Origin of the sequence: Paeniglutamicibacter sp. NPDC091659 (assembly GCF_044756805.1) — a bacterium.
In the GTDB taxonomy this organism is placed as follows: domain Bacteria; phylum Actinomycetota; class Actinomycetes; order Actinomycetales; family Micrococcaceae; genus Paeniglutamicibacter.
Genome location: NZ_JBIVTO010000006.1, coordinates 119,492 through 136,340 on the forward strand (window position 1 = coordinate 119,492; position 16,849 = coordinate 136,340).

At 59.7% G+C, this 16,849-nt stretch carries 19 protein-coding genes; all 19 read right to left on the reverse strand.

Annotated elements, in window-relative coordinates; translation table 11 throughout:
* Position 1 precedes the first annotated feature (1 nt).
* The 19 genes from rplN to ACIQLF_RS12655 all read right to left on the reverse strand — a co-directional run bounded on the left by rplN (position 2) and on the right by ACIQLF_RS12655 (position 16,679).
* The gene (gene rplN / locus ACIQLF_RS12565) at positions 2-370 is read right to left on the reverse strand and encodes a 50S ribosomal protein L14 (RefSeq protein ID WP_209998446.1); all 369 of its coding nucleotides are present in this window, start codon (positions 368-370) and stop codon (positions 2-4) included.
* 388 nt (positions 371-758) lie between these two features.
* On the reverse strand, positions 759-1,046 hold the full coding sequence (rpsQ, locus tag ACIQLF_RS12570; RefSeq protein ID WP_209998448.1) for a 30S ribosomal protein S17: 288 nt from the start codon (positions 1,044-1,046) through the stop codon (positions 759-761).
* A complete protein-coding gene (rpmC, locus tag ACIQLF_RS12575; RefSeq protein ID WP_400298759.1) occupies positions 1,046-1,354 on the reverse strand; it encodes a 50S ribosomal protein L29 in 309 nt (102 codons plus the stop codon). Before rpmC ends, rpsQ begins: the two co-directional genes overlap by 1 nt.
* A 3-nt stretch (positions 1,355-1,357) precedes the next feature.
* A complete protein-coding gene (gene rplP, locus ACIQLF_RS12580) occupies positions 1,358-1,774 on the reverse strand; it encodes a 50S ribosomal protein L16 (protein ID WP_068731518.1) in 417 nt (138 codons plus the stop codon).
* Positions 1,775-2,596, reverse strand: a complete 822-nt coding sequence (rpsC, locus tag ACIQLF_RS12585) for a 30S ribosomal protein S3 (protein ID WP_209998459.1) — start codon at positions 2,594-2,596, stop codon at positions 1,775-1,777. It lies immediately after the preceding gene.
* Complete coding sequence (gene rplV / locus ACIQLF_RS12590; protein ID WP_105548304.1) at positions 2,597-2,962, reverse strand: 50S ribosomal protein L22; 366 nt, start codon at positions 2,960-2,962, stop codon at positions 2,597-2,599.
* A 57-nt stretch (positions 2,963-3,019) separates the two neighbouring features.
* On the reverse strand, positions 3,020-3,301 hold the full coding sequence (gene rpsS, locus ACIQLF_RS12595) for a 30S ribosomal protein S19 (protein WP_068731512.1): 282 nt from the start codon (positions 3,299-3,301) through the stop codon (positions 3,020-3,022).
* Positions 3,302-3,313: 12 nt separating this feature from the next.
* On the reverse strand, positions 3,314-4,153 hold the full coding sequence (rplB, locus tag ACIQLF_RS12600) for a 50S ribosomal protein L2 (RefSeq protein WP_387526437.1): 840 nt from the start codon (positions 4,151-4,153) through the stop codon (positions 3,314-3,316).
* A gap of 30 nt (positions 4,154-4,183) precedes the next feature.
* On the reverse strand, positions 4,184-4,486 hold the full coding sequence (gene rplW, locus ACIQLF_RS12605; RefSeq protein WP_071212935.1) for a 50S ribosomal protein L23: 303 nt from the start codon (positions 4,484-4,486) through the stop codon (positions 4,184-4,186).
* Complete coding sequence (gene rplD / locus ACIQLF_RS12610; RefSeq protein ID WP_209998463.1) at positions 4,483-5,085, reverse strand: 50S ribosomal protein L4; 603 nt, start codon at positions 5,083-5,085, stop codon at positions 4,483-4,485. Before rplD ends, rplW begins: the two co-directional genes overlap by 4 nt.
* Before the next feature lie 4 nt (positions 5,086-5,089).
* Complete coding sequence (gene rplC, locus ACIQLF_RS12615) at positions 5,090-5,740, reverse strand: 50S ribosomal protein L3 (protein WP_209998465.1); 651 nt, start codon at positions 5,738-5,740, stop codon at positions 5,090-5,092.
* A gap of 19 nt (positions 5,741-5,759) precedes the next feature.
* Entirely contained in the window at positions 5,760-6,068 is a 309-nt protein-coding gene (rpsJ, locus tag ACIQLF_RS12620; protein ID WP_003803825.1) for a 30S ribosomal protein S10, read from the reverse strand.
* Between the two features lie 613 nt (positions 6,069-6,681).
* Positions 6,682-6,810, reverse strand: coding sequence for a hypothetical protein (locus tag ACIQLF_RS12625; protein WP_400298764.1), 129 nt, complete (start codon positions 6,808-6,810; stop codon positions 6,682-6,684).
* A gap of 105 nt (positions 6,811-6,915) precedes the next feature.
* Positions 6,916-11,112, reverse strand: coding sequence for a hypothetical protein (locus ACIQLF_RS12630; protein WP_400298766.1), 4,197 nt, complete (start codon positions 11,110-11,112; stop codon positions 6,916-6,918).
* A 189-nt stretch (positions 11,113-11,301) separates the two neighbouring features.
* A complete protein-coding gene (gene tuf / locus ACIQLF_RS12635) occupies positions 11,302-12,492 on the reverse strand; it encodes an elongation factor Tu (protein ID WP_209998467.1) in 1,191 nt (396 codons plus the stop codon).
* 238 nt (positions 12,493-12,730) lie between these two features.
* The gene (gene fusA / locus ACIQLF_RS12640) at positions 12,731-14,845 is read right to left on the reverse strand and encodes an elongation factor G (protein WP_400298769.1); all 2,115 of its coding nucleotides are present in this window, start codon (positions 14,843-14,845) and stop codon (positions 12,731-12,733) included.
* 81 nt (positions 14,846-14,926) lie between these two features.
* Positions 14,927-15,397 (reverse strand): 30S ribosomal protein S7, encoded by a 471-nt coding sequence (rpsG, locus tag ACIQLF_RS12645; RefSeq protein ID WP_209998471.1) that lies wholly within the window; start codon positions 15,395-15,397, stop codon positions 14,927-14,929.
* Positions 15,397-15,771 carry a 30S ribosomal protein S12 gene (gene rpsL / locus ACIQLF_RS12650; RefSeq protein ID WP_068731493.1) on the reverse strand — a complete coding sequence of 125 codons (375 nt, stop codon included), beginning with the start codon at positions 15,769-15,771 and terminating at the stop codon, positions 15,397-15,399. The genes rpsG and rpsL overlap by 1 nt, the downstream gene beginning before the upstream one ends.
* Before the next feature lie 389 nt (positions 15,772-16,160).
* On the reverse strand, positions 16,161-16,679 hold the full coding sequence (locus ACIQLF_RS12655) for a GNAT family N-acetyltransferase (protein WP_400298774.1): 519 nt from the start codon (positions 16,677-16,679) through the stop codon (positions 16,161-16,163).
* Positions 16,680-16,849 lie beyond the last annotated feature (170 nt).

Genomic DNA, 16,849 nt, shown 5'->3' on the forward strand with positions numbered 1-16,849 from the left:
GTTACAGTACCTCCGGAGCCAGGGAAACGATCTTCATGAACTTCTTGTCGCGAAGCTCACGACCCACCGGACCGAAAATACGGGTACCGCGGGGCTCGCCGTCAGCCTTGAGGATGACAGCTGCGTTCTCGTCGAACTTGATGTAGGAACCGTCTGCACGACGGCGCTCCTTCTTGGTGCGAACGATGACAGCCTTGACGACGTCACCCTTCTTTACGTTTCCGCCAGGGATAGCATCCTTGACGGTGGCGACAATAATGTCGCCAATACCTGCGTAGCGACGGCCAGAGCCACCGAGAACACGAATGGTAAGGATTTCCTTAGCACCGGTGTTATCGGCAACCTTCAGTCGCGATTCCTGCTGAATCACTTTTCACTCCTGTCGTCTCGCTGGTTCTCCTAGGGAGCCTTGCGGAACGGATATGGTCCATCCCAGCCTTCACTTACCCCCACCTCCAAACACTTCCATCCGCACCGCAAAGCGGTGGCTGGATTTCATGCTGGGGAAGCAGGGCCGAGGCGTTAGCCGAGAGCTATGCCGCACAAACCTTCGGGCCCGTAAACGCCTGTCCGAGTGCACTATGCGTGGCGCTTGAGGTGGATAGTCTCCAAATGCAACGCGCACAGGTTATCTAGTCTACGTTAAAAAGGCCGAGACCCGAAATCGTGTGCATAGCACAGGATTTCGGGTCTCGGAAAACGCCACGCACCCCGTTGAAGGGGTGCGCAGCAACGCTAAGCGTCGAGGTTCAAAAAGCTTACTTAGCCTTTTCGATGACCTCTACCAGGCGCCACCGCTTGTCAGCGGACAGCGGACGGGTCTCGGCGATGAGAACGAGGTCGCCGATGCCGGCAATGTTCTCTTCGTCGTGAGCCTTCACGTTCTTGTTACGACGCATGACCTTGCCGTAGAGGGCGTGCTTAACACGGTCCTCAACGTCAACGACGATGGTCTTCTGCATCTTGTCGGAAACCACGTACCCGCGGAGGGTCTTGCGGTCGTTGCGCTCTGAAGCTGCATCCACGACGTTCTCCTTCTCGCTCATTACTTGGCTTCCTCAGTTGCTTCAGCAGCTTCGGCCTTCTTCGAAGACTTCTTGGCCTTCGGGGCTTCTTCTACCGGGACAACAACATCTGCACGAATGCCCAGCTCGCGTTCACGCAGTACCGTGTAGATACGAGCGATATCGCGCTTGACAGTCTTCAGGTTGCCATGCGATTCAAGCTGACCGGTGGCCGACTGGAAACGGAGGTTGAAAAGCTCCTCCTTGGCCTTCTTAAGCTCCTCGACCAGACGGGCGTTATCAAAGCCGTCCAGTGCTTCGGTTGCTAGATCCTTGGATCCGATTGCCATTCCTTATTCACCACCTTCGCGACGCACAATGCGTGCCTTCAACGGCAGCTTGTGGATTGCCAGGCGCAATGCCTCGCGTGCTACCTCTTCACTGACACCGGAGAGTTCAAAGAGAACTCGTCCCGGCTTTACGTTTGCGACCCACCATTCCGGCGAACCCTTACCGGAACCCATGCGGGTTTCGGCAGGCTTCTTGGTCAGCGGACGGTCCGGATAAATGTTGATCCAGACCTTACCGCCACGCTTGATGTGGCGGGTCATGGCGATACGAGCAGCTTCGATCTGGCGGTTGGTAACGTAGGCCGGTGTAAGCGCCTGGATACCGTACTCGCCGAAAGCTACCGTGGTACCGCCCGATGCTGCGCCACTCCGCTTGGGGTGGTGCTGCTTACGGAACTTTACGCGGCGTGGGATAAGCATTTAAGCCTGTCCTCCTTCTGCGCCTGCTGCCGGAGCTTCAGCAGCTGCTGCTGCTTCCGGTGCAGTGTTGCGGTCGTTGCGACGACGACGTTCGCCACCTTCTGGACGTCCACCCGGGCGTCCGCCCGGACGGTCGCCGCGGCCACGAGCAGGAGCTGCTGCAGCCTGGGCTGCCAGTTCCTTCGAGGTTACGTCGCCCTTGTAGATCCAAACCTTCACGCCGATGCGGCCGAAGGTGGTCTTGGCTTCGAACTTGCCGTAGTCGATGTTCGCACGGAGGGTGTGCAGCGGCACACGACCTTCGCGGTAGAACTCCTTGCGGGACATTTCTGCACCGCCAAGTCGACCCGAGCACTGTACGCGGATGCCCTTGGCACCTGCGCGCATTGCCGACTGCATTGCCTTCTTCATCGCGCGGCGGAAAGCCACACGCGAAGCAAGCTGCTCGGCGATGCCCTGTGCAACAAGCTGAGCTTCGATCTCGGGGTTCTTAACCTCGAGGATGTTCAGCTGAACCTGCTTCTGGGTGAGCTTTTCAAGCTCGCCACGGATGCGATCGGCTTCGGCGCCGCGGCGACCGATAACGATGCCCGGACGTGCGGTGTGGATATCCACACGAACACGATCGCGAGTACGTTCGATCTCGACGCGTGCGATGCCGGCGCGTTCCATGCCGGTGGTCATCAGTTCGCGGATACGGATGTCTTCTTTTACGAAGTCCTTGTATCGCTGGCCGACCTTGGTGGAATCAGCGAACCAGTGCGAAACGTGGTCCGTGGTGATACCGAGGCGGAACCCGTGCGGGTTAACCTTCTGTCCCATTTACTTTTCCCCACCCTTCTTAGGGGTTGCGACGACCACAGTGATGTGGCTCGTGCGCTTCTTGATCTGGTATGCGCGACCCTGAGCACGCGGCTGGAACCGCTTCATGGTCGGACCCTCGTCAACAAACGCTTCGCTGATGATCAGCTCGTCTTCGTTGAACGCGATTCCCTCGCGATCAGCAGCGGCGCGGGCGTTAGCCACGGCCGATGCAACAACCTTGAACACCGGTTCAGAAGCTGCCTGTGGGGCAAACTTCAAAATCGCCAGTGCTTCGTTCGTCTGCTTGCCACGAACCAGGTTGACGACGCGCCGGGCCTTCATAGGCGTCACGCGGATATGGCGCGCAATTGCCTTGGCTTCCATTGCTTTCCTTCTCTCGTCTTCTCGAAGAAGTGCTAAGCACTCACTAACCCTTGCGGGTTAGCGGCGCTTGCCCTTCTTGTCGTCCTTTACGTGGCTACGGAACGTCCGCGTCGGGCTGAATTCGCCGAGCTTGTGCCCGACCATCGACTCGGTGACAAACACAGGAATGTGCTTGCGTCCGTCGTGTACGGCGATCGTGTGCCCGAGCATGTCGGGGATGATCATCGAACGGCGGGACCACGTCTTGATGACGTTTTTGGTGCCCTTTTCGTTCTCAGCAGCTACCTTGACAAACAGGTGCTGATCGACGAAGGGGCCTTTCTTCAGGCTGCGTGGCATGTTTCCAGGCTCCTATCGCTTGTTCTTGCCGGTACGACGGCGACGCACAATGAGCTTGTCGCTTTCCTTGTTCGGACGACGAGTGCGTCCTTCACGCTTACCGTTCGGGTTGACCGGGTGACGACCACCGGAGGTCTTGCCTTCGCCACCACCGTGCGGGTGGTCGACCGGGTTCATGGCTACGCCACGTACGGTCGGGCGAACGCCCTTCCAGCGCATACGGCCGGCCTTGCCCCAGTTGATGTTCGACTGCTCGGCGTTGCCGACCTCGCCGACGGTTGCGCGGCAGCGCACGTCAACGTTGCGGATTTCGCCGGAAGGCAAACGGAGCTGAGCGTAGCGACCCTCACGGGCCACCAGCTGAACCGAGGCACCTGCGGAACGAGCCATCTTGGCACCGCCGCCGGGACGCAGCTCCACAGCGTGGATAACAGTACCCACCGGGATGTTGCGCAACGGCAGGTTGTTGCCTGGCTTGATGTCGGCGTTGGGGCCGGCTTCAATGGCATCGCCCTGGGAGAGCTTGTTCGGTGCAATGATGTAACGCTTGGTTCCATCAATGTAGTGAAGAAGCGCAATGCGAGCGGTACGGTTCGGGTCGTACTCGATGTGAGCGACCTTTGCCGGTACGCCGTCCTTGTCGTGACGACGGAAGTCGATCAGACGGTACTGGCGCTTGTGTCCGCCACCCTTGTGACGGGTGGTGATCTTACCGGTGTTGTTACGGCCGCCAGTCTTGTGCAACGGGCGAAGCAACGACTTTTCCGGAGTCGAACGGGTGATTTCTGCGAAGTCGGCAACGCTCGAGCCGCGAAGGCCCGGGGTTGTCGGCTTGTACTTACGGATTCCCATAGTTTAATTCCTCGTTAAAGTGGTCTCCGCTTAGGAAAGCGGACCGCCGAAGATGTCAATCGAGCCTTCCTTCAGGGAGACGATCGCACGCTTAGTAGCCTTGCGCGTCCCCCATCCGAACTTGGTGCGCTTGCGCTTACCGGCACGATTAAGGGTGTTTACGGAGTCAACCTTGACCGAGAAGATAGCTTCTACGGCGTTCTTGATTTCCGTCTTGTTTGAACGCGGGTCAACGAGGAAGGTGTACTTGCCTTCGTCGATCAGACCGTAGCTCTTTTCCGAAACGACGGGTGCGATGACCACATCGTGCGGAGCCTTTGAGAAGGTGCTCACTTGGCTTCCTCCTTCTGGACCAGGGCTTCAAAAGCAGCCTTGGTGAAGATGACGTCATCGGAAACCAGAACATCGTAAGTGTTGAGCTGGTCTACGTAGAGAACGTGGGCAGCCACGATGTTGCGGCACGAGAGTGCTGCTACGTCGTTGTTGCGTTCGATGACTACGAGCAGGTTCTTGCGCTCGGAAAGCGAGCGCAGGGTGGCCAAGGCCTCCTTGGTGGACGGCGTGGTGCCGGCTACCAGGGCTTCAATGACGTGGATGCGGTTGTTGCGAGCGCGGTCAGACAGGGCGCCGCGCAGTGCAGCAGCCTTCATCTTCTTGGGGGTGCGCTGGCTGTAATCGCGAGGGGTCGGTCCGTGGACAACGCCACCGCCGGTCATGTGAGGAGCACGGATGGAACCCTGACGGGCGCGGCCGGTACCCTTCTGCTTGTGCGGCTTGCGACCGGCGCCGGAAACTTCCGAGCGGTCCTTGGTCTTGTGCGTGCCCTGACGAGCAGCTGCGAGCTGGGCCACAACGACCTGGTGCAGCAGCGGAACGTTGGTCTGGACGTCGAAGAGCTCCGAAGGGAGTTCTACGGTAAGTGCCTTAGACATTTAGTTATGCTCCCTTCACAGCGGTGCGCACGAGAACGACGCGGCCGCGAGCGCCTGGAACGGCGCCCTTGATCAGCAGGAGGTTCTTCTCGGCGTCCACAGCGTGAACCGTGAGGTTCTGCGTGGTAACACGATCGACGCCCATGCGGCCGGCCATCTTCTGACCCTGGAACACGCGGCCCGGGGTCGAAGCGCCACCGATGGAGCCTGGCTTACGGTGGTTCTTGTGAGCACCGTGCGATGCCGGGGCACCGTGGAAGCCGTGGCGCTTCATAACGCCAGCGAAGCCCTTACCCTTGGACGTTCCAACAACGTCGACCTTCTGGCCGGCGGTGAAGATTTCGACGGAGAGTTCCTGGCCCGGGGCGTAGGATTCAGCGTCTGCGGTGCGCAGCTCAACAACGTGGCGACGCGGGGTAACCCCGGCGGCCTCGAAGTGGCCAGCCAAAGGCTGGGTGACCTTGCGCGGATCGATCTGGCCGTAGCCGATCTGAACTGCAACGTAGCCATCGCGTTCGGCGTTGCGCAGCTGGGTCACGACATTGCTGTCGGCCTGTACAACGGTTACCGGGATGAGGTTGTTGTTCTCGTCCCAAACCTGGGTCATGCCGAGCTTCGTGCCCAGCAGGCCCTTTACATTACGGGTTGCGGTCATAGTTTTCTCGCCACCTCCCCTAGAGCTTGATTTCGATGTTGACATCCGCCGGCAGGTCGAGACGCATCAGCGAATCTACGGCCTTCGGGGTCGGATCGATGATGTCGATCAGACGCTTGTGCGTGCGCATTTCGAAGTGCTCACGGCTGTCTTTGTACTTGTGTGGCGAACGGATAACGCAGTACACGTTCTTTTCCGTTGGCAGCGGCACTGGGCCGACTACGGTTGCGCCTGCGCGCGTGACCGTCTCAACGATCTTCCGGGCAGAAACGTCAATGACCTCGTGGTCATACGACTTCAGCCGGATGCGGATTTTTTGTCCCGCCATGGCGTCATGCCTCTTTCTAATTAGCACTCTCTGTACAGTTACTGTGCCCTACGGGTTCCTGGGAACCGGCACGCCTCGCATCGAACTGAATCCGGATAAATCCGGGTTCCTCAATCCGCCGAAGCCCGACCCCCGCGCTCGGGCGTGTCGCGATTGAAAGCGATACTAACCCGCATGATTGCGTGGGGGTGATGTTCACGTTTCCAATAGATTCGGTCGTATTGCTCCCCAGCCCCGGGCATTATCCCGGGTGAGACACAATCTCGGTTGAAATCCCTATGCCCCGGTCTCGGTTTCCCGATCAGCAGGCATTGAGCATGGAAATCTTCATGAACAACTTGTCTAGTCTGGCAGACTTGCGGGAAAAACACCAACCCGGGACTCCCTCCCCAGGTGCACGCGCGGCCCGCCAGCGCCGCCGTCGCACTTCTCCACCCCCGCGCTCGGGCGTGTCGCGAGTTCCGCAACCGGCGCTGAACGCCGAATTTCCGGCATTCAGCACTTCCGGGCGGCACGTTCGGGGCAAGATCCAACACGCCAAAGGCGTTCACGCCAAGTGACTAAAGTCACTCCGCAAGTCGCCGGTACAAGCCCTGGCCACTCCGGGCAAGCGCTACTGGTCGTCGTTGTTGGCCCTGCGGATGGACTTGGCCCGCCTGATTTCCTTGGAAAAGTTCTTGCGCACCCAGGTCAGCGCCACGACAACAACAATGACAACCCCGACGACAATCAGAAATTTCATGATGCCAGCCTAGTCCCCGCAAATGCCGCAGGGGAATGAAGATCCCGCACCTACTTGCTCCCGGCTTTGTCATCGGTTTTGTCATCGGCCTTAGCCACGGGGCTTCTAGCGCTCCGGCGTTCCGGGGCCACTGGCCGAGCCGGAACCGGATGCCGGATCCGTGGGTGCCTGGACTTCCGTGGGAACCGGCACCTGTTGGTTTGCCTCCGTTTCCGGATGCCGCGCTTGGGGTTGCTGTCCGGCGGGCACCTTGTGCTGATTCGCCTGCGCCTTGTTCACCTTCCCCAGGCGCCACAGTGCCAGGGCAATGAGTCCTGCCGCAAGAAGCAGAAGCAGCAAGAAGGTGTAGCCGCGCAGGAACCACAGCACAGCTGCTCCGATCCCGATCGCTGCCCACAGGGTGAAAAGCCTGCGGTTGGACACGAGCCCAAAGACCAACAGTGCGATGAAGCTCAGCAATACCACCAGCTGCTCCCCCAGTGTTGAGGTCAGGATCGTGGAAATCCCTGTCAGTGAAAGGATGCCGGTTGCCGTTGCCATGATTGGGACTCCGCGGGATTCGCGCTTGCGGTGGAACTCGTAGGTCGCCAATAGGGCAATCACCACGAACCAGTAGTAGGCAACGGCGAAGAAGCCGAGTCCGTCAAAAGCCACCCACAGACAACGCTGAAGAACAGCCGCGGATACGAGGCCGCTGATTTCAAACGCCAGCTCACGTTGGTCGGCGGGGAATTCCAGTGCCGAGGCCGCGCACAAGGAGATCACCACAAGGATCGCCCCCAGATAAACCGTGGACTCGGTGTCATCGGCCAGACCCGCCAGACCGGCAAAGCCAACCAATAGCAATGCGGCGGTGAACAATACCCGTGCATGCGCCGCTGACCATCCATTGCTCCGCTTCAGCAGGGCAGCAAATGAAACCTTGTCCCCGGAGAACCGTCCGCCGAAGATTGCAGCGATCAGCAGCACCAGTGCCACAACGCAGAACAACAAGATCAGGTTCCCCGGTTGTCCACCGGCCAGGCCCGCGGCTTCACGGAACCAATCCAATCCATGGGACACCGCATAGAGCAGAAAGAGCACCGAGGCACCAACGATCAGTGGAATCCCCAGCGTCGTTGCAAAAACGAGCGCGCCGGAGGATCCAAGCAATCCGGCAACAATCTTCCATCCCTGTCCCAAGTCCTGGGCTAGGACAAAGCATGTACCAAGATAGAGCACCACCAGCATGGCCCGCAGCAACCCGTAGCCCGAACCCCGAAGATTGCGGGTTTCGGCATAGAGCAAGCCTGCCACCAAGATCGCCAACACCGCCGCTGCAGCGGCATCGTTCCAGAGCGGGACCGGGAGCCAGCCACCCACCCGAACGTGGGAACGAAGAGTAGGTGTCAGGATGATCCCCAACACCGAAAGTCCCGCCAGCATCCCCGCGCAATTGAAGAACATGGGGCGTGATGAGTATCCCCGTGCCACGAGCACCGAGACGAGCAACAAACACAGGAACTGAACCAGCAACGCAGCCTGGTCATAGACACCCACCCTGGCGGAGCCGGTTCCGGAACCCAGATACACCACCGGAACCAGGGCCAGCACCGCCAGGGTTGCAGCGTTCAAGAACAACTGGATCCCCGAGGACTTGATGGAGGCAATCCGATCACCGGCAAGCAACCGGGCGGTTTGTGGCACCGTGGTGGTCAAGGCAAGCAGTGCAAGCTGCCCGTGCCCATCCATATTTAAGCGATCGGCGATATGCCATGCGGTGGCGGAGAAGAGCAGCTGGGCGGCCACGGCGTAGGTGATGCCGGGCACGCTCGGGTCAAGGGCCAGCAATCGCGAGAGTGAGTAGGCCATTGCCAGCACCGCAATCACTTCAATGAGCCATCCGGGGTCCATTCCTGCGCTCAACACCAGAACCGCAATCGCGGCAATGGCCCCGCCCAGGTGGACGAGCTGCCTTGCTACATGGCCCGTGCCCCGTGCCCCGGCGGCTGCCGGAACGGTTCCCGCCGAAGCTTTCGGGGTATTTCCCGGGGCCTGGGGGCTGAATCCGGCCGCTGGTTTCATGCCAAGGATTGCGGTGGCCCCCAATAGCCCAACGCCATGCACCAACCAGATCAGCACGCGGCTCCAGTCGGTTCCCAACCAGAATTCCGTGCTCCACCCGGATCCAGCAAGATTCGCCCGGCGCACGTACTCGAACATGGAACCGATTCCGGCGGTTGCGAGGGCCGAGACCAGCAATCCCCCGGCAAAGAGCGCCGACTCCCCCACCGGCATCGGGTAAACGGCTGGATCGTTTCCCCCCGCACCGGTGCTCGTCCTGTTGCGGTACAGCGCCCAGACCGAGAACAGAACCTGGATCAGCACGGCAATCGTGAAGCCAAAAAGTCCCGCAACGTCACTGTCCTTGACCATCACATCGCCTCGGGACAGGTACTCCCTGAACAGCGAATGCTTCGGTCCCCAAGTCCAACCGGTGGCGGCAAAACCAAGGAACGTGGCAACTAGGATAGGGGACGCCATCCGTGTTGCAAGCTTCAGCCGAGCACCCTCCGACCGCCCTTGATCCGAGGCACCCCCAACCCGGCGAGCCAACCACCAGGTCATGGCAAGTGCAGCTCCCAACAAGATCAGAAAGCGACCCGAGGCAAAGGCACCACTTTCGGCAAGCCCCAACAACCCGACACCGAGCGGAGTCCACGCCAGGGAACCACCAAGCTTGTAGGCCACCAGGGCCGCACCCACGAGCACCACCGGCAGTGCCCAATTGATGTCCCCGCCAAGTGTTCCGGGCAGCTGATCGCCAGGTCCGCGGAGGATGCCGTCGAACTGGGCCAGGGCACAGGCCGCGGCGATACCCAAAAGCACCCATACTTCCAGGAGAAGAACCTTCGAATCGATATCGAGCGCTGCCAAATACTGCCGGGCAAAGAAAGCAAGGAAGACGGCTTGCGCTGCGAAGATCGCGGCAAGGATTTGCACCCCGGTGTTTGCTGAAACCTCGGCGTGCACTAGGAAGGCCATGACGCTGGAAATTGCCGCGGCTCGGGCAGCAAGCTGGTACCAGTAGCGTTCGGATTTCTTCACCAAGGGGAGCGAGATTGCGTAGTAGGCTGCAGTCGCAGCAAGAAGCCAGCCATAGTCAGCGGCTCGCATGACCGCAAATGAAGCAAGGGAGGCCAGCAGGATTGCCGGAACCAGGAAGCGGTGGGCTGCCAGGAAAGATTGCAGGTAAATGTTGCCCAACCACTTCGGCCTGCGCAATCCCACCACGGTGATCACGCTGGCCAGCACCATGCTGAAGAGGAAGTAGAAAACCAGACCGCGGTTCAGCACTGCGCCTCCGGCCACCGAGGCCGAGACCAGGAATGTGGTTCCCACCGCGGCGATAACCTGCGACTGCAGCTTTCCTGCCGCATACATGAAGGCAGCGGTGCCCACGATAGAGGTCACCAGCCAGACCAATCCCGGGCTCGACGGAAGCAGCATGTAGTAGGCGAACCCGGTCATCGGCAGCAGGGCCAAACCGGTGGCGGTGAATGCCGCGGCCGCCGGGCGCAATCGTTGGCTTCGTGCCCGCATCACCAGACCCACCGCATAGAAACTCGCGGTGACGATCCCCAGGCCAACGATCTTGGCCGATGGATTCAAGGCAAAGGAAATGAACAAGGATGCCGAAGCGACCAGGAGCAGCGCGGCGACATAGAGCGTGATGTTGATGTTGCGCAGCGCCCGGACCTGCGGGTCAACCGGGGCCGGAGCAGCTGGTGGCCGGTAATCGGGGCTTTGCCGCTGAACCGGTTCTTGCTGGAATGGCAGGCCGGGCTGCGATGGAGCAAGATTCGGGAAGAGCCCCTGAAGCACCGGATTTTGCTGCAATTGGGCGGCAGGGTGATGTTCCTGAGTGCCTTGAGTCGCGGATTCACTGGGCACAACGGCCCCAATTTGGGGGCCGGAAGCGCTGGCACCAGGCCGGGTTTCTTCTCCAGGAACGATTCTGCGCTCTGAAGCCTGCATTGGCGCCTGCATCGAGAGCTGTTCTTTTTCCGGAAGAAGCGGCGCGATCGATTCAGGAACGGGTTCCGGGGCAGGTGCGCGGGCAGCAGCCGGGGGAAATTCCTTGCCGCGTGGTTCGGCATTGGCGATGCCCGCAGCCTGTGCTGCCGCATAGCCTTCCTGCCAGGCCATCGCCAGTGCCGAGGTGACTTGGCGCTCGCGTTCCTTGGCCTTGTTGCCGGCAATCGCTCTACCCACCAGCAGGCCAATGAAGAAGACAATCAGTGAAACCACAAACGTTGTCATGAGGGCATGCACCTTTGCTGGGATGGAGATTTTTCCGCGTGCCCGGGGAATTGGTTTCCAGCGTACACCATTCAGAACATTCGTTTTATTTATATCCCGGCCGCGGACAGCAAAAAAGGAAGGCCCCCGACTGTCGAAACAGTGGGGACCTTCCTCTTAGACCGTTAGGTCAAGATCTGCGAAGTAAAATTACTTGGTGATCTTGGTGACCTTGCCTGAACCAACGGTGCGGCCGCCTTCGCGAATTGCGAAGCCGAGGCCCTCTTCCATGGCGATCGGCTGGATCAGCACGACAGACATTTCGGTGTTGTCGCCAGGCATAACCATTTCCGTGCCTTCCGGCAGGGTGATAACGCCGGTGACGTCCGTGGTGCGGAAGTAGAACTGCGGGCGGTAGTTCGAGTAGAACGGGTTGTGGCGTCCGCCTTCATCCTTGGAAAGGATGTACACGTTGGCCTCGAACTCGGTGTGCGGGGTGATGGAACCCGGCTTCACGATGACCTGGCCACGCTCTACGTCTTCGCGCTTGATGCCGCGAAGCAGCAGACCACAGTTCTCGCCGGCCCAAGCCTCGTCGAGCTGCTTGTGGAACATCTCGATACCGGTAACCGTGGTCTTCTGGACCGGGCGGATGCCGACGATCTCGACCTCGGAGTTGATGGCGAGGGTACCACGCTCGGCGCGGCCCGTAACAACGGTGCCACGACCGGTAATGGTGAAGACGTCTTCAACCGGCATCAGGAACGGCTTGTCGCGGTCACGAACCGGGGTCGGAACGTGCTCGTCAACGGCGTCCATCAGGTCCTCGACGGCCTTGACCCAAACCGGGTCGCCTTCCAGAGCCTTCAGGCCGGAAACGCGCACAACAGGTGCCTCGTCGCCGTCGAAGCCCTGTGCGGAGAGAAGTTCGCGAACTTCCATTTCCACGAGGTCGAGGAGTTCTTCGTCATCTACCATGTCGGACTTGTTCAGTGCGACGAGCAGGTACGGAACGCCAACCTGGCGGGCAAGCAGAACGTGCTCGCGGGTCTGAGCCATCGGGCCGTCAGTAGCGGCAACCACGAGGATCGCGCCGTCCATCTGAGCAGCACCGGTGATCATGTTCTTGATGTAGTCAGCGTGACCCGGGGCATCAACGTGCGCGTAGTGGCGCTTCTCGGTCTGGTACTCGACGTGAGAGATGTTGATGGTAATGCCGCGCTGGCGCTCTTCCGGCGCCGAGTCGATCTGCGAGAAATCGCGCTGTTCGTTCAAATCCGGGTACTTGTCAGCAAGTACCTTGGAGATGGCAGCAGTCAACGTGGTCTTACCGTGGTCAACGTGACCAATGGTGCCGATGTTAACGTGCGGCTTGTTACGCTCGAACTTTGCCTTTGCCACAGGTTCCTCCTAGAAACGTTTACAGAAGACGTACCTCACCCGCTCGGATCGCGGGCGAAACTTATATAAGTCTACTGGGGGCTTGGTGAAATGTTTAAATTGCGGTTGCCTTCGGGATCAATAGCAGATCCATCCGGTGGCCTAGTGGGGTCGATGCACGATTTCTCGCTCTCGACCCCACTGTCCGGCCATTCACCCGATAGTCGGGGTCACGGCCAATTTTTGGTCCTGAACGAAATTACTCGCCGCGGGACTTCTGGATGATCTCGTCGGCTACTGCCTTCGGGACCTCGGCGTAGCTGGAGAACGTCATCGAGTAAACGGCACGACCCTGGGTCTTGGAACGCAGGTCACCAATGTAACCGAACATTTCAGACAGCGGAACCGTTGCACGGATGACCTTCACGCCTGCTGCGTCTTCCATCGAAGCGATGGAGCCACGGCGGGAGTTCAAGTCACCAATGACGTCGCCCATGTATTCCTCGGGGGTACGGACTTCAACATCCATAACCGGCTCGAGGATAATCGGCTGGGCGCGGCGTGCGCCTTCCTTGAACACCTGGGAACCGGCGATCTTGAACGCCATTTCCGAGGAGTCAACGTCGTGGTAGGCACCGTCGAGGAGGGTCGCCTTAACGCCCACCATCGGGTAGCCGGCCAGGATGCCGAACTGCATTGCGTCCTGGATACCTGCATCAACCGAAGGGATGTATTCGCGAGGAATACGGCCGCCGGTTACGCCGTTCTTGAACTCGTAGATGACGCCGTCAACAACTTCCAGAGGCTCGAACGAGACCTGGACCTTTGCGAACTGGCCGGAACCACCGGTCTGCTTCTTGTGGGTGAAGTCAACCTTCTCCACAGCCTTCTTGATGGTTTCGCGGTAAGCCACCTGAGGCTTGCCAACGTTGGCTTCAACGCGGAATTCGCGACGCATGCGGTCCACCAGGATGTCCAGGTGGAGTTCGCCCATGCCGCCGATTTCGGTCTGGCCGGTGTCTTCGTTGAGGGAGACGGTGAACGTCGGGTCCTCAGCGGAGAGCTTCTGGATAGCGGTCGAAAGCTTTTCCTGGTCGCCCTTGGTCTTCGGCTCAATGGCAACGAAGATCACGGGATCAGGGAAGGACATCGACTCAAGAACGATCGGGTTTGCCGGATCGCACAAGGTGTCACCGGTGGTGGTGTCCTTGAGGCCGATCACTGCGTAGATGTGGCCTGCGTGGACCTCGTCTACTGGCATTTCCTTGTTGGCGTGCATCTGGAAGAGCTTGCCAATACGTTCTTTCTTCTGCTTCGTGGAGTTCAGCAGCTGGGTACCCGGAGTTGCCTTGCCGGAGTACACGCGGATGAAGTTCAACTGGCCGAAGAACGGGTGGGTCGCAATCTTGAAGGCAAGAGCCGAGAACGGCTCGTCTTCGGAAGGCTCGCGACGGATCTCGATCTCTTCGTTCTTCGGATCGTGGCCGATGGTCGCGCCAACGTCCATCGGGTTCGGAAGGAAGTCGATGACAGCATCGAGCATCGGCTGAACGCCACGGTTCTTGAAGGCAGAACCACAGAAGACCGGGTAGATCTCCGAGTTGACAACCATCTTGCGGATGCCGGCCTTGAGCTCAGCAATGCTGATCTCTTCGCCTTCGAGGAACTTCTCCATGAGCTCGTCAGAGCCCTCGGCTACGTCCTCAACCAGCTTGGCGCGGTATTCCTCGGCCTTTTCCAGAAGGTCGGCCGGGATTTCCTGGATTTCGTAGGCGGCACCCATGGTGACGTCACCCTTGGAGTCGCCTTCCCATACGAAAGCCTTCATGGTCATCAGGTCGACAACGCCGGTGAACTCGGACTCGGAGCCGATCGGCAGCTGCATTACCAGCGGCTTGGCACCAAGGCGCTTGATGATGGTGTCTACGGTGAAGTAGAAGTCAGCACCCAGCTTGTCCATCTTGTTGACGAAGCAGATACGCGGAACGTTGTACTTGTCAGCCTGGCGCCAAACAGTCTCGGACTGTGGCTCCACGCCTTCCTTGCCATCGAAGACGGCAACGGCGCCATCGAGCACGCGCAGGGAGCGCTCCACCTCAACGGTGAAGTCAACGTGACCCGGGGTGTCAATGATGTTGATCTGGTTCTTGTTCCAGAAGCAGGTCACGGCGGCAGACGTGATAGTAATGCCGCGCTCCTTTTCCTGCTCCATCCAGTCAGTCGTCGAGGCACCATCGTGCGTTTCGCCGAGCTTGTGGTTCACACCCGTGTAGAACAGGATGCGTTCCGTGGTAGTGGTCTTACCGGCATCGATGTGGGCCATGATGCCGATGTTGCGGACCTTATTCAGGTCGGTAAGCACTTCCTGTGCCACGATGTCTCCCTAAGTTGGTGATATCCATTCCAGTGGCGGAACCGATCAATGATCGATCCCGCCAACTGAATAGAACGCTTTTTACCAGCGGTAGTGGGCGAAGGCCTTGTTGGACTCTGCCATCTTGTGGGTGTCTTCGCGACGCTTGACAGCAGCACCAAGACCGTTGGAGGCGTCGAGGATCTCGTTCATGAGACGCTCGATCATGGTCTTCTCGCGGCGAGCCTTCGAGTAACCAACCAACCAGCGAAGTGCCAGCGCGGTCGAACGACCTGGCTTAACTTCTACCGGTACCTGGTAGGTTGCGCCACCAACACGGCGTGAACGAACCTCGAGGGCCGGACGGATGTTATCCATGGCCTTCTTCAGGGTCACAACCGGGTCGGTACCGTTCTTGGCCAATGCACCTTCGAGTGCGCCGTAAACGATGCGCTCTGCGGTGGACTTCTTACCATCGATCAAAACCTTGTTGATCAGCTGGGTAACAAGCGGGGAACCGTATACCGGATCCGAGACGAGGGGGCGCGCTGGCGCCGGGCCCTTACGAGGCATTACTTACCTTCCTTCTTGGCACCGTAGCGGGAACGAGCCTGCTTACGGTTCTTTACACCCTGGGTATCGAGCGCACCACGTACGATCTTGTAGCGCACACCCGGAAGGTCCTTCACACGACCACCGCGAACGAGCACGATGGAGTGTTCCTGCAGGTTGTGGCCAACGCCTGGAATGTAAGCGGTAACTTCAACGCCACCGGCAAGGCGCACACGTGCGACCTTACGAAGTGCGGAGTTCGGCTTCTTCGGGGTGGTGGTGTACACACGGGTGCATACGCCACGACGCATTGGGTTGCCCTTAAGGGCTGGGGCCTTGGTCTTCTTGACCTTCGGCGAGCGGCCCTTACGGACCAGCTGCTGAATAGTAGGCACTTTCGTGTCCTCCGGTTTCTTGTTCTGCGGCGCCGCCCACCATAAGACTGCTTGGAGACGCTGCGTTTATAGTCGTTTAGTCACAGCGACTTCGGGTTGACCCCTAGGCGTGCGAAAGTGTGGCATCTGTTGCGCAACCTACCCGCAACCCGGACCGTGTCCATTTGCCACACCTATAAAACAATTAGCTCAAGCTTAGCATGACTTCCAGGACCTTAATGACGTCGGTCTCATCACACACTCGCCCGCTTGCCTTTAAACACAAGGAACTTTCCGTGTGCGGCCGTGCTGCCGCCTCATCGAGGCAGCCGCGGGACGCATGCGCCACAAGTAGCCGGCGCACCTCGCCGAGACAGCGACACCGCCATCGGACGCTCCAGGTCTCGGACCTAGCCCGCATCGATCCAGTATCGACGGGTGCCGTTTCGAGTATCTTCATACACGCCCCGGTTCTTCTCCATGGTCCCGCGTGATCCTGCATTGCCTTCAAGGCAGGTCACGAGAACTCGCGATATCCCCAAGGCCTTGGCGACGGGCAATGCCTGGGCCAACGCCGCAGTGGCATGACCCTGGCGTCGAGCCGACGGACGAACGCTGTAGCCAATGTGTCCGCCTTCGTTGAAGAGATAGTCGCTGAGTTCGTGCCGGATGGCAAGCGAGCCAAGAATGGTGTCCCACTGGGCGATCCAGAGGTACGTGCACGGAACGTAGCCCTGCTTGCGCGGGCTGCCGGGCAACACGTCGGCGAGCAGGCGCTCCACGAAGTCTTCGAAGGCTCCCGGATCCCGCAGTTGCCCAAGGTCAAGGTCCTCGGCACCGACACCGTCCCGGTGGGCGCCGTCGAATTCCATGGCAGCTTCAAGCCAAGAGTCCCGGTAGCGGGCGTCCGGGGCGATGAGTTCGATCATGGCTCGAGCCTATGCAGGGACGTGGTTCGGTTCCGACAGCGACGCGCCACGACTTGCTTGGCGGACGCATCGGCAGCGATCCTTCCCCATCCCATGCAGGTGGCAACAGCACACTCCCCCGTTAACGACTTTGGCCGGCATCCCCCGATTGGGGAATGCCGGCCAAAGTT

Coding starts and splice junctions, on each gene's coding strand:
- rpsC (WP_209998459.1), bottom strand. CDS start 2,596: ATGGGACAGAAGGTTAACCCGCACGGGTTCCGCCTCGGTATCACCACG.
- rpmC (WP_400298759.1), bottom strand. CDS start 1,354: ATGGCAATCGGATCCAAGGATCTAGCAACCGAAGCACTGGACGGCTTT.
- rplV (WP_105548304.1), bottom strand. CDS start 2,962: ATGGAAGCCAAGGCAATTGCGCGCCATATCCGCGTGACGCCTATGAAG.
- rplP (WP_068731518.1), bottom strand. CDS start 1,774: ATGCTTATCCCACGCCGCGTAAAGTTCCGTAAGCAGCACCACCCCAAG.
- rplB (WP_387526437.1), bottom strand. CDS start 4,153: ATGGGAATCCGTAAGTACAAGCCGACAACCCCGGGCCTTCGCGGCTCG.
- rpsG (WP_209998471.1), bottom strand. CDS start 15,397: ATGCCTCGTAAGGGCCCGGCGCCAGCGCGCCCCCTCGTCTCGGATCCG.
- rpsJ (WP_003803825.1), bottom strand. CDS start 6,068: ATGGCGGGACAAAAAATCCGCATCCGGCTGAAGTCGTATGACCACGAG.
- ACIQLF_RS12625 (WP_400298764.1), bottom strand. CDS start 6,810: ATGAAATTTCTGATTGTCGTCGGGGTTGTCATTGTTGTTGTCGTGGCG.
- rpsS (WP_068731512.1), bottom strand. CDS start 3,301: ATGCCACGCAGCCTGAAGAAAGGCCCCTTCGTCGATCAGCACCTGTTT.
- ACIQLF_RS12655 (WP_400298774.1), bottom strand. CDS start 16,679: ATGATCGAACTCATCGCCCCGGACGCCCGCTACCGGGACTCTTGGCTT.
- rplC (WP_209998465.1), bottom strand. CDS start 5,740: ATGACCGCAACCCGTAATGTAAAGGGCCTGCTGGGCACGAAGCTCGGC.
- ACIQLF_RS12630 (WP_400298766.1), bottom strand. CDS start 11,112: ATGACAACGTTTGTGGTTTCACTGATTGTCTTCTTCATTGGCCTGCTG.
- rpsQ (WP_209998448.1), bottom strand. CDS start 1,046: ATGAGCGAGAAGGAGAACGTCGTGGATGCAGCTTCAGAGCGCAACGAC.
- rplD (WP_209998463.1), bottom strand. CDS start 5,085: ATGTCTAAGGCACTTACCGTAGAACTCCCTTCGGAGCTCTTCGACGTC.